12 protein-coding genes are annotated in these 14,155 nt (G+C 73.3%); 4 read left to right on the top strand and 8 right to left on the bottom strand.

Features of this window, described 5'->3' with window-relative positions; all coding sequences use genetic code 11:
- Nucleotides 1–214 precede the first annotated feature (214 nt).
- The 5 genes from GA0115242_RS28160 to GA0115242_RS42565 form a co-directional block, all read right to left on the bottom strand.
- Nucleotides 215–1,546, bottom strand: a complete 1,332-nt coding sequence (locus tag GA0115242_RS28160) for an ABC transporter ATP-binding protein (RefSeq protein WP_093833346.1) — start codon at nt 1,544–1,546, stop codon at nt 215–217.
- A gap of 490 nt (nt 1,547–2,036) precedes the next feature.
- On the bottom strand, nt 2,037–3,275 hold the full coding sequence (locus GA0115242_RS28155; protein WP_093833350.1) for an MFS transporter: 1,239 nt from the start codon (nt 3,273–3,275) through the stop codon (nt 2,037–2,039).
- Between the two features lie 20 nt (nt 3,276–3,295).
- Nucleotides 3,296–4,774 (bottom strand): CitMHS family transporter, encoded by a 1,479-nt coding sequence (locus GA0115242_RS28150; protein WP_093833344.1) that lies wholly within the window; start codon nt 4,772–4,774, stop codon nt 3,296–3,298.
- 145 nt (nt 4,775–4,919) lie between these two features.
- The gene (locus tag GA0115242_RS28145; RefSeq protein WP_093833342.1) at nt 4,920–5,561 is read right to left on the bottom strand and encodes a TetR/AcrR family transcriptional regulator; all 642 of its coding nucleotides are present in this window, start codon (nt 5,559–5,561) and stop codon (nt 4,920–4,922) included.
- Nucleotides 5,558–6,457, bottom strand: a complete 900-nt coding sequence (locus GA0115242_RS42565; protein WP_141721772.1) for a nuclear transport factor 2 family protein — start codon at nt 6,455–6,457, stop codon at nt 5,558–5,560. The genes GA0115242_RS28145 and GA0115242_RS42565 overlap by 4 nt, the downstream gene beginning before the upstream one ends.
- 170 nt (nt 6,458–6,627) lie before the next feature.
- On the opposite strand from GA0115242_RS42565, the gene hmgA reads away from it, so the two are divergent.
- Genes hmgA through GA0115242_RS28125 form a run of 3 tightly spaced genes read left to right on the top strand, consistent with a single transcriptional unit; the run spans nt 6,628 to nt 9,940 of the window.
- Nucleotides 6,628–7,962, top strand: a complete 1,335-nt coding sequence (gene hmgA, locus GA0115242_RS28135) for a homogentisate 1,2-dioxygenase (protein ID WP_093833338.1) — start codon at nt 6,628–6,630, stop codon at nt 7,960–7,962.
- A 44-nt stretch (nt 7,963–8,006) separates the two neighbouring features.
- Nucleotides 8,007–8,756: a GntR family transcriptional regulator gene (locus GA0115242_RS28130; protein WP_093833348.1), complete on the top strand. Its 750-nt coding sequence runs from the start codon at nt 8,007–8,009 to the stop codon at nt 8,754–8,756.
- 26 nt (nt 8,757–8,782) lie between these two features.
- Nucleotides 8,783–9,940 (top strand): type ISP restriction/modification enzyme, encoded by a 1,158-nt coding sequence (locus GA0115242_RS28125; protein WP_161353323.1) that lies wholly within the window; start codon nt 8,783–8,785, stop codon nt 9,938–9,940.
- Between the two features lie 207 nt (nt 9,941–10,147).
- Here GA0115242_RS28125 and GA0115242_RS28120 read toward each other — a convergent pair whose 3' ends face one another.
- From GA0115242_RS28120 to GA0115242_RS28110, 3 genes are all read right to left on the bottom strand, one after another.
- On the bottom strand, nt 10,148–10,414 hold the full coding sequence (locus tag GA0115242_RS28120; protein WP_093833334.1) for a hypothetical protein: 267 nt from the start codon (nt 10,412–10,414) through the stop codon (nt 10,148–10,150).
- 126 nt (nt 10,415–10,540) lie between these two features.
- Nucleotides 10,541–11,383 (bottom strand): anti-sigma factor, encoded by an 843-nt coding sequence (locus GA0115242_RS28115; RefSeq protein ID WP_093833332.1) that lies wholly within the window; start codon nt 11,381–11,383, stop codon nt 10,541–10,543.
- Nucleotides 11,380–11,976, bottom strand: a complete 597-nt coding sequence (locus tag GA0115242_RS28110; protein ID WP_352174946.1) for a sigma-70 family RNA polymerase sigma factor — start codon at nt 11,974–11,976, stop codon at nt 11,380–11,382. The genes GA0115242_RS28115 and GA0115242_RS28110 overlap by 4 nt, the downstream gene beginning before the upstream one ends.
- Before the next feature lie 155 nt (nt 11,977–12,131).
- Here GA0115242_RS28110 and GA0115242_RS28105 point away from each other — a divergent pair, with 155 nt between their 5' ends.
- A complete protein-coding gene (locus GA0115242_RS28105; protein ID WP_093833328.1) occupies nt 12,132–13,664 on the top strand; it encodes a DUF4331 domain-containing protein in 1,533 nt (510 codons plus the stop codon).
- The last annotated feature ends 491 nt before the right edge of the window (nt 13,665–14,155 follow it).

Here is a 14,155-nt window from a genome sequence, read left to right as displayed (position 1 = left end):
CGATGACTTGTTCGTCGGCCGGGTTCACGACCTCGATCGTGTCGGTCCCGGCGGCGGGGCGCCAGGCGCCGTCGAGGTACATGCCGTCGTGTGCCTTCATCGTGCGTCCTCCCGGGCGGGTGCGTCGTCGTCCGCCCCATAAACTAGCGGCGTTAGTTTTCCGGCGCCAGACAGGGCGGCACGGCGTGCCGTTCCGGGAGGGCGCGGAGGGAGGTCACTCGTCCAGGTCGGGCAGCCGCGCGGGCGCCGGGGAGATCCGCTCGCCGTGCTGGTCGAAGACGAACAGGTGCGCGATGTCGACCAGCAGCGGGACCTGCATGCCGTGCCGCAGGTCGATGTCCGGGGTGGTGCGCACCACCAGGTCACCGGGGAGACGGGGTTCGGCGGGACGCGGGGCGCCCTCCGGCGGCTCGTCCAGCGCGACCACGGGTCCGGCCCGCAGCGATCCGGCCCGCCCCCGCAGCCGGTCCAGGACCCCGGTGCCGTCGCGGCGCCGCCTGGAGGGTCTCGCGGTGGGACGCGGGGCCTCCAGATCCGGCACGACCGCCGACCGGGAGCCGGTGTCGAAGTGCACGAGGACCTCGTGGCCCTGGAACTCGACGTGTTCGACCAGGCCGGTGAGCACCGCCTCGCCCGGCCGCGCGTCGGCACGCCCGGCGATCCGGATCGCCTCCGAGCGCAGCCCGACGATGACCTCGCGGCCCTGCTGCACCCGCAGCAACTGGTGGTCCAGGGACAGGGGTTCGGGCAGCCGCAGGAACTGCTTGCCGAGGCTGATGGTCATCGCCCCGTCCAGCGGGGCGCGCACCAGGCCGCGCAGCAGGTTGATGCGCGGGGTGCCGATGAAGGCGGCGACGAAGACGTTGCGGGGCAGGGCGTAGACCGAGCGCGGGGTGCCGACCTGCTGGAGGACTCCGCCGCGCAGGACGGCGACCCGGTCGCCGAGCGACATCGCCTCGGCCTGGTCATGGGTGACGTAGACCGTGGTGACGCCCAACTCGCGGGTGAGGCGCGCTATTTCGGCGCGCAGCCGGTTGCGGAGCTTGGCGTCCAGGTTGGACAGCGGCTCGTCCATCAGGAAGGCGGAGGGGTGGCGGGCGATGGCCCGGCCCATGGCGACGCGCTGGCGTTCGCCGCCGGAGAGCTGGCCGGGGAAGCGGTCGAGGAGGTCCTCGATGCCGAGCATGCGGGCGGTGGCGTCGACCCGGGGGCTCGGGTCCTGGCCGGGGTTCTCGACCCGCAGCGGGAAGCCGATGTTGCCGCGGCTGGTCATGTTCGGGTAGAGCGCGAAGTTCTGGAAGACCATCGCGACGTCGCGCTCGGCCGGGATCAGGTGGTTGGCGTGGACGCCGTCGAGGAGCAACCGCCCCTCGGTGATCTCCTCCAGACCGGCGATCATGCGCAGGACGGTGGACTTGCCGCAGCCCGAGGGACCGAGCAGGACGAGGAACTCGCCGGGCGCGATGTCCAGCGACAGCCGGTCCACCACGCGGGCGCCCCGGTCGTAGGTCTTGCTCACGTCGTGCAGAGAGATGGCGCGTGTCATGTCGGGTGCCCCCGGTGGCGGATTCGGGCGCTGGAGCTCCGTGCGCGGATGACCCGCACGCGCGGTGCGGGGCCTGTGGGTCACGGAAGTTAACGGAATGTACGCACACGGGGGAAGCGATTCGGCCGGATCGGGGGCGACCGTCCGCGATACGAGAAAACGGAGGATTGTCTTCCGGGGGCCCGCGGGGGCTGGGAGTTGGCCTGCGGGGAGGCGGGGGTGGCCCGCGGAGAGCCCGGGGAGGCGGCCTGCGGGGAGGCGCGGGTGGCCCGCGGGGAGAGGGGGCCGGGAGTTGGCCCTCCGCGAGCCGGAGATGGCGTGCGGGGGGCGGGAGTTGGCCCGCGGGAGCCGGGGGTGGCACGCGGGGCGCTGGGAGTTGGCCCGTGGGAGCCGGGGGTGGCCCGCAGGGAGGCGGGAGTTGGCCCGCGGGGGGGGCATAGGGGCCCGGTCGGGGCCGAGAGGCGGGAGGCGGGGGCTTCCCGCGGGGCCGTCAGGGTTCGGAGGTCGGGGTCGCCGAGGTGGGGTGCGGCGCGCGGGTCGTGGGGAGGTCGGCGGGCGGGACCGGCTTCGCGGGGGTCCGCCAGGAGACCCCGGCGGAGAGCAGCAGCAGCGCGCCCAGCATCACGAAGGGGGCCGCCACCCCGGTGACCCCGGCCACCAGGCCCGCCGCCGCGGGGGCCGCGACCTGGCCGAGGCGGTTGCCGGTCAGGCGCAGCGCCAGGGCGGTGGAGCGGGCGGCGGCGGGGGCCGCCTGGACCACCGTCGTCATGGAGAGGGGCTGTCCGACGCCGAGGCAGAAGCCGAGGGCCGTCAGCATCAGGCCCAGCGCCCAGACCGGGGCGGGCACCGCGACGCCCGCGCAGAGCACCGCCGCGAGGAAGCAGGTCACCGTCAGCAGCACCGGGCGGCCCAGCACCCGCAGCAGTGGCGTGAGCACCAGGCGGCAGGCGATGGTGGCGCCCGCGCGCAGGCTCAGCAGGACGCCGACGACCGAGGGCGCGATGCCCCGGTGCTCGCCGACCACCGGGAGGTACGCGGTGAGGATGTCGGTGGCGGACAGCACCGAGAGGCTGACCAGCATCCCCGCGGGCACGCCCCGGGCGCGCAGGATCCGGCCGACCGGCACCCGGTCGGCCGCGCGCGGAGCGGACGTCACCGCCGTCCGGTCCTCGACCCGCCACAGCGAGGCGAGGGCGACCGCCGCGACCGCGCCCGCCACCAGCAGGGCCAGCGCGCTGCTCGCGGCCATGTCGTGGCCGCCGACGAGCGCGCCCGCGGCGATCGGGCCGACGAGCTGGCCGAGGGAGGCGCCGATGGTGAAGTGGCCGAAGTTGCGGTCCTGTTCGTGCGGCGCGGACCGGCGGGCGACCAGCGACTGGGAGCCGATCACGAAGCAGAGGTGCCCGAGCCCCATCACCCCGCTCCACAGCGCCATCGTGGCGAGCGACCCGGCGGTGCCGCTGAGCGCGCAGCCGCCGGATATCAGGATCACGCCGACCGGCAGCAGCGGCGCGCAGCGTCCGTGGTCGGTGCGGCGGCCGAGCGGTACGGCCGCGAAGAGCGGCAACAGGGCGTAGACGGCGGCGATGACGCCGATGGCCCGTTCGTCCGCGCCCAGCGAGAGGGCCCGGTAGGAGACGGCGGGCCGGGCCATCGACACCGCCCCCTGCGCGAAGCCGAAGGCGATGACCAGACGGAGCAGCCAGCCGCGGTTCCCACCGGGCGCCATGAGGATGTCCTTCCGCACGATCAGACGATGCCGAACAGGATCCCTGCCCCGAGGACCGCGAGGGATGTCAGCGCGGCCCACTTGACCACGAACCGGGTGTGGTCGCCGAACTCCACCTTGGCCATCCCGACCAGGACGTAGACGGCGGGCACCAGCGGGCTCGACATGTGCAGCGGCTGCCCGGCGAGGGAGGCGCGGGCGATCTCCAGCGGGGAGACGCCGTGGGCGGCCCCGGCCTCGGCGAGCACCGGGACGATGCCGAAGTAGAAGCCGTCGTTGGACATGAAGTAGGTGAGCGGGATGCTCAGCACGCCGGTGACGAGGGCCATGTGCGGGCCCATGCCGTCGGGGATGTTGGCGACCAGCCACTCGGCCATGTGGTCGACCATGCCGGTGCCCTGGAGGACGCCGGTGAAGACGGCGGCGGCGAAGACCATGCCGGAGACGTTCAGGACGTTCTCGGCGTGGGCGCCGATGCGGGCCTTCTGGTCGGGCATGTGGGGGAAGTTGACGGTGAGCGCGGTCGCGGCACCGAGCAGGAACAGCACCGGGATCGGCAGCCACTCCATGATCATGGCGGTGAGCAGGACGACGGTGAGCAGCGCGTTGAACCAGTAGAGCCGGGGACGCAGGGTGGCGCGGTGCGGGTCGAGGCCCTGGAAGTCGCCGTCCGGGGTGTCGTCGTCCGCCGGGATGCCGTCGGCGCCCGGGTCGGCCGGTGCCGCGGGCCGGTCGGCGCCGGTCCCGGTGCCCGCACCGCCGCCGTGCGCCGGGGAGACGGCGGTACCGGAGCCGTCGCGCCCGGTGGTCCCGGCGGCCGCGCCGACCAGGACCGTCCCGCCGTCCGCCGTCTTCTCCTCGACCAGGACGTCGTCCAGGGTGAGGACGCCGAGGCGGGTGCGCTCGCGGCGGCCGAGGACGTAGGAGAGGGCGATCACGAAGACCAGGCCGACGGCGAGCGCCGGGATCATCGGGACGAAGATGTCGCTCGCGTCCAGCTTCAGGGCGGTGGCGGCGCGGGCGGTGGGGCCGCCCCACGGCAGGGTGTTCATCACGCCGTTGGCCATCGCGGCCACGCCGGTCATCACGACCAGGGACATCTTCAGGCGCTTGTACAGCGGGTACATCGCCGAGACGGTGATCATGAAGGTGGTCGAGCCGTCGCCGTCGAGGGAGACGATCGCGGCGAGCAGCGCGGTGCCGACGACGATCCGCAGCGGGTCCGCCTTGCAGAACCTGAGGATGCCCCGGACGATCGGGTCGAAGAGGCCGACGTCGATCATGACGCCGAAGTAGACGATCGCGAACATCAGCATCGCCGCGGTGGGGGCCAGGCCGGTGACGCCGTCGATGACGTAGTCGCCCAGGTGGGCGCCCTTCCCGACGAGGACGCAGAACAGCGCCGGGATCAGCACGAGCGCCGCGATCGGCGACATCTTCTTCAGCATGATCAGGACCAGGAAGGTCGCGATCATGGCGAAGCCGAGGATGGTCAGCATGAGTGGATACCTAACGTTCGCCCTTGAACATCCCACCTGGGGCCGGCGGTGGGTCGACGTTAGGTCCCGTCAAACAGCGTCAGCAAGACGTCGGCACGCGAGCAATAAGCGCAGAACTCCTGGTCACAGGCGTGCGGTGGTGATCTCAGGAGCTGTCGAGCACCCGGCCGAGGTAGGCGCGCAGCAGCTCGCGCGCCTCCTCGATGATCCGCGCGTCCCCCTCGGGCGCCATCCGGAACGCCAGGTGGACCAGGGTGTCGGCGGTCTCCACGGCGATCAGGAAGGTGCGGCGCAGATCGTCGTCCGGCTCGCGGTGGAGGTACCCGGAGAGCAGGTCGGTGAGGCGGTCGGCGACCCGGTGGTTGGGCTCGCTGTGCCGGGAGCCGACCGGGATCTGGTTGCCGAAGTCGACGAGCGAGAAGCCGGGCGCGGTCCGCTTCATGACGAGGTACTCGTCCAGGACGGCATCCATGGCCGTGCGCCAGTCCCCGGCGCCGGCCGGGTCCCGGGGGCCCGCAGCGCGCAGCCGGTCGGTGACGCGCTCGGTGAACCGCTCCAGGTTGCGCTGGGCGAGGGCGTCCGCCATCTGGCGCTTGTTGCCGAAGAAGCGGTACACGGAGCCTATGGGCACACCGGCCCGCTGGGCGACGGCCCGGGTGCTCAGGTCGTCGTAGCCCACCTCGTCCAGGAGGTCGGCGCAGGCGTCGAGTATGCGGGTGAGCCGTTCGGCGCTGCGCCGCTGCACGGGGGCCCGGCGGAGCGAGGTCGCGTGGGACACGGGCATCATGATGCCTTTCCGGCGGGGACGGATGAACCTCGTCCCCCCGTACGCGGATCAACACCCCGCCCGTTCAACGCACTCGGGACATTCGGGGTGCCGGGGGCGAACTCGGCACCGAGTGCCACCACCGCGCCGGGTGCGCCGGGGCCGCACCGGGCGCTCGTCGGCGGGTGGGCGCCGGAGGCGGTGTGCGGGTCCGGGTCCGGAGCCGGTCGCGGGAGAAGCCGCGGGTCCGGGGCCGACCGCGCCTCCGGGGAGCCTGGGGCGTCCGGGTCCGGGGTCTCGAACGCGTCCGGGTCCGGTCGCGTGCCCGGGGTCCCGGAGGCGTCCGGGTCCGGTGGGGTGCCGGGGGTCCCGGAGGCGTCCGGTGGGGTGCCCGGGGTCGCCGGGGCGTCCGGGTCCGGGTCCGACGCCGTGATGTCGGCGGTGCTCTGCACCGGCTCGCCCGCCACCGCCCACGCGGTGCCGTCGTCGGCGTAGAGGCGGGCGGTGACGTGGTGGGTGCCGCGCGGCACCAGCCGGGCCGGGATGCGGTGGGCGAGGCCGCGCAGCCGGGTCACCAGGCGGTCGTCGACGAAGAGGAAGGCGAAGCCGCGCCCGGGGACCGCCCGCGAGGCGGTGCCGGACGGGGAGAAGCGGAAGTGCCGGAGGGTCAGCCGGACGTCCCAGGCGCCGTCGGCGCCCGGCTGCACCTCGACGCCGACCTCAGGGGCGCCCTCCGCGGGCACCTCCCGGTAGTGCCTGCCCTCCTTGTCGGTGCCGCGCAGCAGCTTGCCGACCAGGGTGGGGGACGCGCTGGCGCCACCGCGGACCCGGCCGTCCCCGGCGGCGCAGCCCGCGGTCCCGGCCAGGGCCAGGGCGCAGACCGCGACCACGGCTGAGGTGCCCCGTTTCCACGACATGCCCGGGAGCGTAGAACACCGGTCCGACACGTGGATCCCCCTGAAGTCTCGTTCCGGTCGTTCTTCCCGCGTGGACGGCGGGAATCCGCGGGGAGGGCGGCGCCCCCCTTGCGCGGGGGAAACCGCAATCCTACGGTGCTCCATAGGAATCAGATGGCAAGGGAGCGATCATGAGCGGGGACGCGCGCACCACGGCGGAGGGACTGGCGTATCTCTCCGGTTTCGGCAACGAACACAGCTCCGAGGCGGTTCCCGGGGCGCTGCCGGAGGGCCGCAACGCCCCGCAGCGGGCCCCGCTCGGGCTGTACGCGGAGCAGCTGAGCGGCACGGCGTTCACCGAGCCGCGCGCCCACAACCGGCGCTCCTGGCTCTACCGGATCCGGCCGTCCGCCGCCCACCCGGCCTTCACCCGCACCGAGAACGGCGCGATCCGCACCGGCCCCTTCACCGAGACGGCACCCGACCCGAACCGGCTGCGCTGGAACCCGCTGCCCGCGCCCGCCCCCGGCACCGACTTCCTGGCCGGGCTGTGGACCCTCGGCGGCAACGGCGACGCGACGCAGCGCGCCGGGATGGCCGTGCACCTCTACCACGCCGACACGTCCATGGAGCGGGTGTTCAGCGACGCCGACGGGGAGTTGCTGATCGTCCCCGAGCGCGGCGGGCTGCTGCTGCGCACCGAGCTGGGGCTGCTGCGGGCCGCGCCGGGCGAGGTCGCGCTGATCCCGCGCGGGGTGCGCTTCCGGGTGGAGCTGCTGGACGGTACGGCGCGCGGCTACGTGTGCGAGAACTACGGCGCCCCCTTCCAGCTCCCCGACCTCGGCCCGATCGGCGCCAACGGCCTCGCGAACGTACGGGACTTCAGGGCACCGGTCGCCGCGTACGAGGACGTCGAGGGTCCGGTGGAGGTGGTCAGCAAGTTCTGCGGCAACCTCTGGACGGCCCGCTACGACCACTCGCCGCTCGACGTCGTCGCCTGGCACGGCAACCACGTCCCGTACGTCTACGACCTGCGCCGCTTCAACGTCATGGGGACGATCTCCTACGACCACCCGGACCCGTCGATCTTCACGGTGCTGACGTCCCCTTCGGACACCCCGGGGCTCGCGGGCGTCGACTTCGTGGTGTTCGCGCCGCGTTGGCTGGTGGGCGAGGACACGTTCCGGCCGCCGTACTTCCACCGGAACGTGATGAGCGAGTACATGGGCCTGATCGAGGGCGCCTACGACGCCAAGGCGGAGGGGTTCGTGCCGGGCGGCGGCTCGCTGCACAACATGATGTCCGCGCACGGCCCGGACCGGGAGACCTTCGACCGGGCGAGCGCGGCCGAGCTGCGCCCGCAACGCGTCGACGACGGGCTGGCGTTCATGTTCGAGACGCGCTGGCCGCTGACCCTGACCCCGCACGCGGCGGACGCCGACCACCTCCAGCGCGCCTACGACGACGTGTGGCGGGGCCTTCAGCGGCACTTCCGCCCGGATCCGCCGCAGGAGCGCCCGGTTTAATGGGGGCCACCGCAGACCCGCCGACGGTACGGACGGACGGACCCGTGACCTCCTTCGCCCCCGACTCGATCGTCCTGAACCGCAAGCTGCCGCTCTGGTACCAGGTGTCGCAGTCGCTGCGCGCCTCGATACTGGGCCGCTCGCCCCGCGACCCGCTGCGGCTGCCCACCGAGGAGCAGTTGGCGGGGCACTACGGGGTGAGCGTGCTCACCATGCGGCAGGCGCTGAAGGAGCTGGAGGACGAGGGGCTGATCACCCGGCACCGCCGCCGCGGCACGTTCATCGAGCCGAGCGCCCGCCGGGGCACCCCGGTGCGGCTGCTGGGCTCGGTGGACGCGATCGTGGCCCAGCAGTCCGGCATGGCGGCCGAGCTGCTGGCGCACGGCCCGGCCCCGGTGCCGGGTGAACTCGCCGAGTACTTCCCCGAGCTGACCGAGGTGGCTGCCTACCACCGGCTGCGCGTCGACGAGAAGACCGGCGAACCCACCAACCACGCCCGCAACTACGTCCGTCCGGAGCTGGCCGCCAGGATCGACCCGGCGGATCTCGCCCGCCGTCCGATGACCAAAGTGCTCCAGGACCTCCCGGGCGTCGGCATCGCTCGGATCACGGACACCGTGCAGGCCCGGCTGGCCGACCCGGAGACGGCCAGGCTCCTCGAAGTCCCGCTGCTCAGCCCGATCCTGCACTACACGGGCGTCACCCACGACCCGGACGGGCGGGTCCTGGACGTGGCCGTCATCCACTACCGGGGCGACCGCTTCTCCTTCACGGTGACGCTGGACGCCACCTGAGACAACGCTCCGTGACAGGCTTTACGATGCCCAGCGTGACGCACGACGACGCTCCGCCGCTGGCGGACCTCATGCCGTGGTCCGTCGCACCGCCGCGGCTGGGCCGGGGGTGGCCGACGGGCCCCGACCCGGCCTCCCTGAAAGCGCGCTGGGACGCCCTGACGAAGGCCGTCGGCCCGGACCGCGAGGCCCTGTTCGAGCCGACCAGGGCCCGCACCACGCACTCGGCGGTGGGACAGCTGCCCGGCCAGACCAGCGGCACCGGGCGCCTGGCCCGCGCCACCGGCCCGTGCCCCGAACCGGTCCGGGTGCTGTCCGCGCCCTTCGACGAGCGGTGGCTGATCCCGGACCACCGGCTGATCGACGCGGCCCGCCCGGAGCTGTGGCGGGTCGCGGACGGCGACCAGGTCTTCGTGGTGGAGACGGCGGCGCCCGAGGGTCCCGAGCTGCTCGCCACCGCCTGTCTGCCGCTGCTGCGGCCCGGCCCGGTCCGCCCGCTGTTCCGGCGCCCCGGCGGAGCCGAACCCAACCTGGCCCCCGGGCTGCTGGAGCTGCTCGCCGCCCGCCTCGGCCTCTCCCCCACCCCCCGGGACGTGCTCGCCTGGATCCTCACGGCCGTCCGCCCCGACCTCACGGTCCCGCTCACCGCCGACCCCGAACAGTGGTCGCGGGGCGTCGAGTCGGGCCGCCGCGCACTGTGGCTGATGCTGCGCGACGGCGAACGCCCCAAGCTGCCGGGCGGCCGGCGCCCCTACGTGCGCGCCCCGTTGCCGTCCCGTCCGCTGACCCTGCGCTACGACCGGGACGAGGAGACGCTGCACCTGGACGAGGGCCGGGTCTCCCCCGTGCCACCGGCCGCCTGGGACTTCCGCACCGGGCAAGTCCCGCTCCTGGAGGAGTGGTTCACCGCCCGGGTCGGCGACCCGGAGCAGGGCGGGCTGGCCGCGATCCGCCCGGCGGTGTGGCCGCAGAGCTGGACGTCGGAGCTGCTGGAGCTGATCACCGTGCTGACGCTGATGGCGGACGTGCGCGAGGAGCGGGCCGGGTTCCGGGTGACGGACCCGATCACGGCGACGGAGCTGACCCGGGCGGCCGTGCTGCCGCCGCCGTCACGCTCCCGGCGCCCCGCGTCGGTGCTCGACCACCACGAGGAGGGCCCGGAGGGGCAGTTCGCGCTGATGTAGCGCGGGCGGAGCTGCGGAGGGGGCCGTCTGCGGTCCTGCCGGGAGACGCCGTCCGCGGTCCTGCCGGGACGCGCGCGGGGAGCGACGGCGCGTCGGACCGTTCGGCATGCATCGACCTCCGTGCGACGTGGGTGCGTCGCACGGAGGTGTGGGTCTCGCGGGTACGGAGCGGGCGGGTGCGTACGGAGACCGTGACGGGGGTGTCGGCTAGTGGCCGCCGAAGAGCGAGCGGCGCAGTCGGCGCAACGGTGCGAAGAGCGACACCCGGCGTACGCGGGCGCCCCGGTCACTTCGGTTCCGCACGGTGTCACGCGCGGTCAGCTCACGCATCAGCGACGTCGCCTCGGCCGTCTCCCGCTGCGGCACGGCGGGGCCCGCCAGCACCGAGAGATGGCGGTCGAGACGCGAACTGGTCGCGCTGCTCCCGCACGTGATCGCAGGGACCCTGGCCCTGCTGCGTGTTATCTGTTCCATGTCACTCCCCACCCGTACGAATCCACCCGGCCCGGGCAGGGTAACCCTATCGTCCCCTTCGGGCACCCGTGTATCTCGGTCACAGGATTCACCTTCCCCGTACGGGTGTTGACGACTCCTTTTTGATTACTCTCCGAATCCAACCGATTTCAGGGCGAGTTGGACAATCGGCTGGCTGGTGGGCTGCGTCGAGCCCCCGCCGGGCTCGACGGTCACAGCGAGTGATGTAGCGGACTTGTCGAGGTCGGTCGCGACCAAGGGCGTGTCGCCCCCTCCGAAGAGGCCGAGAGAGCGTGGAGCGGCGTCGGGGCGCATCAGCCAGAGCTGGTGGACGCGCCCCCCGGAGGGGTCGTCGTACCCGCTGAGGGTGACGATCGCGTCCCCTTCCGACGCGGAGGCGACCACGGTGATGCTCCGCCCGGCCGCGTCCTTGCCGGTGCCCGCCCGAGCGTCGGGAGCGGCGAGAACGTGGGCGATCTCACGTGACTGCGCGCGCTCCGCGTCCAGTTGCTCCCGGGTCCGGTCGGCCTGCACGGCGAACAGGGAGGCCACCACGAGGGCCGCCGCCGCGGTCGCGGTGGCGAACGGCACGAACAGCGGTCGGCGCTCGCGCGGCGCGCGGGAGCGTCCGGGCGGCGGCTGCGCGCCCCAGACGTGCGGCGGGAGCTGACCCCGGCGCCCGCGCGCCGGCGCGGTCTTCGGCGACATGGCGTGCGCGGGCTCCTGCGGGGTGGCGCGGACGGCGGCCAGGACGCGGTCGCGCAGCTCGGCGGGCGGTCGCGCGGCGGTGGACCAGGCGAGCCGCACCGCGTCCTCGGAGAGGGCGCGCACCTCGGCGACGCAGACGGGGCAGCCCGCGAGGTGCTTCTCGAAGCGGACCCGCTCGGCGGGCTCCAGCGCGTCGAGGGCGTAGGGCGCGGCCAGCGAGTGGCGGTCGTCCCGGCCCAGCAGTCGGTCGAGGAGACTCACGCGGCACCTCCCAGGCAGTCGCGCAGCCGGGTCAGTCCGTCGCGCATACGGGTCTTGACGGTGCCCAGCGGCAGCGAGAGGCGCTCGGCGACCTCACGGTAGGTGTACCCGTCGTAGTAGGCCAGCGTCACGGACTGGCGTTGCAGATCGGTGAGCCGCTTCAGGCAGCGGCGCACCCACTCGCGCTCGAGACCCGCCTCGACCTCCTCGGAGACCTGGTCGAAGGCGGGGCTGTGCGAGCGGTGGGCCTCGCGCTGCTCGCGCTCCCCCGCCGCGCGGGCGCTGCGCACCCGGTCGACGGCGCGGCGGTGGGCCAGGGTGAGGACCCAGGACAGGGCACTGCCCCGCATCGGGTCGAACTTCGGGGCGGAGCGCCAGAGTTCGAGCAGCACCTCCTGGGACACCTCCTCCGACTGGGCCGGGTCCCGCACCACCCGGCGGACCAGTCCGAACACCGGCCCGGACACCAGCCCGTACAGCGCCTCGAAGGCCCGCTGGTCACCGCCCGCCACGAGCACCAGAAGCTCGTCCGCCTCCATCCGCTCCCCCTCCCGACGGCCGCCGCATCCGGACCGCCCCGTCACACCTGGCATTCGCAACGCACGCACCTCCGCGAGGGGTTACGGATCAGCGCGGCCGAAACGCGGGTCGGACGGCGGCGAAATAAGTTTTGGGATTCGACCAATCCGGCCCGCGGGGCTCTCCGAATGTCCGGTCGTCAGGCAAGTTGGCACAGAGGACGGACGGCATGACACCTCACTCGACCGGCAGCGCGGGACGCAAGAGCCTCGCGACCCTCGTATGCGGCGCGCTGGCCGCAGGCGGGCTCGTGGCCGCGGGCGTCGCCACGCTGGAGCCGGGGGCGGCCTCCGCCTCCAGCCACCGGGAGGCCCCGCTGATCTCGGGGCAGCCCCAGTACGACAACACGGACGTGTACGCGTTCGTCAGCCCGGACAAGCCGGACACGACGACGATCATCGCGAACTGGATCCCCTTCGAGGACCCGGCGGGCGGCCCGAACTTCTTCACGTTCGCGGACGACGCCCAGTACGACATCCACATCGACAACAACGGTGACGCGCGCAGCGAGTTGCTGCTGCGCTACACCTTCACCACCCACACGAAGAACAAGGACACGTTCCTCTACAACACGGGCGCGGTCACCAGCCTGGACGACCCGGACCTCAACGTCACCCAGACCTACGACATCGACCTGGTGAAGTCGCACGGCGGGAAGGTGATGTCCCGCACGAAGCTCGCCGACGACGTCCCGGTGGCGCCGTCGAACGTCGGCAAGGCGTCGATGCCGGACTACGACACCCTGCGCAAGCAGGCGGTGTACAAGCTCTCCAACGGCGCGCAGACCTTCGCGGGCCAGGCCGACGACCCGTTCTTCCTCGACCTGCGGGTCTTCGACCTGCTCTACGGCGGCAACCTCTCCGAGGTCGGCCGGGACACCCTCAAGGGCTACAACGTCAACTCCATAGCCCTCCAGCTCCCCACCGACATGATCACGGAGTCGGCGAAGCAGCCGGTGGTCGGCATCTGGTCGACCACCCAGCGCCGCAACGCGCAGGGCTACTACGAGCAGGTCTCGCGCCTGGGCATGCCGCTGGTCAACGAGGTCGTCAACCCGCTGAAGGACAAGGACAAGTTCAACGCGTCCTCGCCGCGGGACGACGCGCAGTTCCTCAAGAACGTCACCAACCCGGAGCTGCCGAAGCTGATCGAGCAGATCTACAAGATCAAGGCGCCCGCGGAGCCGCGCAACGACCTGGTCGACGTGTTCCTCAAGGGCGTCGAGGGCCTCAACCAGCCCCCGCACGTGGTCCCGTCGGAGCAGCTGCGCCTCAACACCTCGATCAAGCCCACCCACAGCCCGAAGCGGCTCGGGGTGCTCGACGGCGACAACGCGGGGTTCCCGAACGGGCGCCGTCTCACCGACGACGTGATCGACGCCGCGCTCCAGGTCGTCGAGGGTGAACTCCTGGGCGCGAAGAACGACTTGGGTGACGCGGTCGACAAGAACGACAAGAAGTTCGGCTCGTCCTTCCCGTACCTGGCCAATCCGACCGCGGGTTCGCGCGGCGCGCTGGCCAAGGGGGTCAGCGGCGGCAACGACGTCCGCAACCAGCTCGGCGACGCGCTCCGGCCGGCCGGTTCGTCCGACACCGGGAACATGAAGCTGATCACCGCGTCCGCGGGCGCGGGCGCCGCCGGCATCGCCCTGATCGGCGGCGGTCTGCTGTGGTGGCGCCGCATCCGGCGCGGGGCGTACTGACCCCGCACCACCACCGACAGGCGCGGCCCGCACCGTTCCCCCACGGCGGGCCGCGCCGCACCACCCCGCACCCCGCCGACCAGCAGCCGAGGAGAGGGCATGGGCCCGCGCGAGAACACCGGCACCCCCCAGGACGCCGACGACAGCAGCAGCCGACAGCGACCGGGCGCGGCCAGGTCGGACGCGGATGCCGCGGTCACGGCCACGACCGGGGGCGGCCCCGGCGGGGATGCGGGCACGCCCGCGGACGACGCCGGGACCGGCGGTCCGGCCGGGGAGGCGATGGTGAGCGGGGCCGGGGCCGGAAACCCGGGTGCGGACAGGGCCTCGCGCGGGGTTCGAGCGGGAGACCCGGGTGGGGCGGAGGGCACGAGCGGGCCTCGGGCAGGAGACCCGGGTGACGACGAGCGCGCGAACGCCTCTCGATCCGGGAACCCGGACGAAGGACCGGACGAGGCAAGGGCCGAGGTCGGGGAGGCGGTCGGCGGGCC

This window comes from Streptomyces sp. SolWspMP-5a-2, assembly GCF_900091845.1.
Classification (GTDB): Bacteria; Actinomycetota; Actinomycetes; order Streptomycetales; family Streptomycetaceae; genus Streptomyces; species Streptomyces doudnae.
Note: the sequence above shows the minus strand (reverse complement) of the source record. Positions and strands in the feature narration are given on the sequence as shown.

Excerpts from the sequence above, each read along its gene's own strand:
- GA0115242_RS28145 (WP_093833342.1), bottom strand. The coding sequence starts at position 5,561 with ATGATGCCCGTGTCCCACGCGACCTCGCTCCGCCGGGCCCCCGTGCAG.
- GA0115242_RS28120 (WP_093833334.1), bottom strand. The coding sequence starts at position 10,414 with ATGGAACAGATAACACGCAGCAGGGCCAGGGTCCCTGCGATCACGTGC.
- GA0115242_RS28110 (WP_352174946.1), bottom strand. The coding sequence starts at position 11,976 with ATGCCAGGTGTGACGGGGCGGTCCGGATGCGGCGGCCGTCGGGAGGGG.
- GA0115242_RS42565 (WP_141721772.1), bottom strand. The coding sequence starts at position 6,457 with ATGTCGTGGAAACGGGGCACCTCAGCCGTGGTCGCGGTCTGCGCCCTG.
- GA0115242_RS28105 (WP_093833328.1), top strand. The coding sequence starts at position 12,132 with ATGACACCTCACTCGACCGGCAGCGCGGGACGCAAGAGCCTCGCGACC.
- GA0115242_RS28150 (WP_093833344.1), bottom strand. The coding sequence starts at position 4,774 with ATGCTGACCATCCTCGGCTTCGCCATGATCGCGACCTTCCTGGTCCTG.
- GA0115242_RS28155 (WP_093833350.1), bottom strand. The coding sequence starts at position 3,275 with ATGGCGCCCGGTGGGAACCGCGGCTGGCTGCTCCGTCTGGTCATCGCC.
- hmgA (WP_093833338.1), top strand. The coding sequence starts at position 6,628 with ATGAGCGGGGACGCGCGCACCACGGCGGAGGGACTGGCGTATCTCTCC.
- GA0115242_RS28125 (WP_161353323.1), top strand. The coding sequence starts at position 8,783 with ATGCCCAGCGTGACGCACGACGACGCTCCGCCGCTGGCGGACCTCATG.
- GA0115242_RS28160 (WP_093833346.1), bottom strand. The coding sequence starts at position 1,546 with ATGACACGCGCCATCTCTCTGCACGACGTGAGCAAGACCTACGACCGG.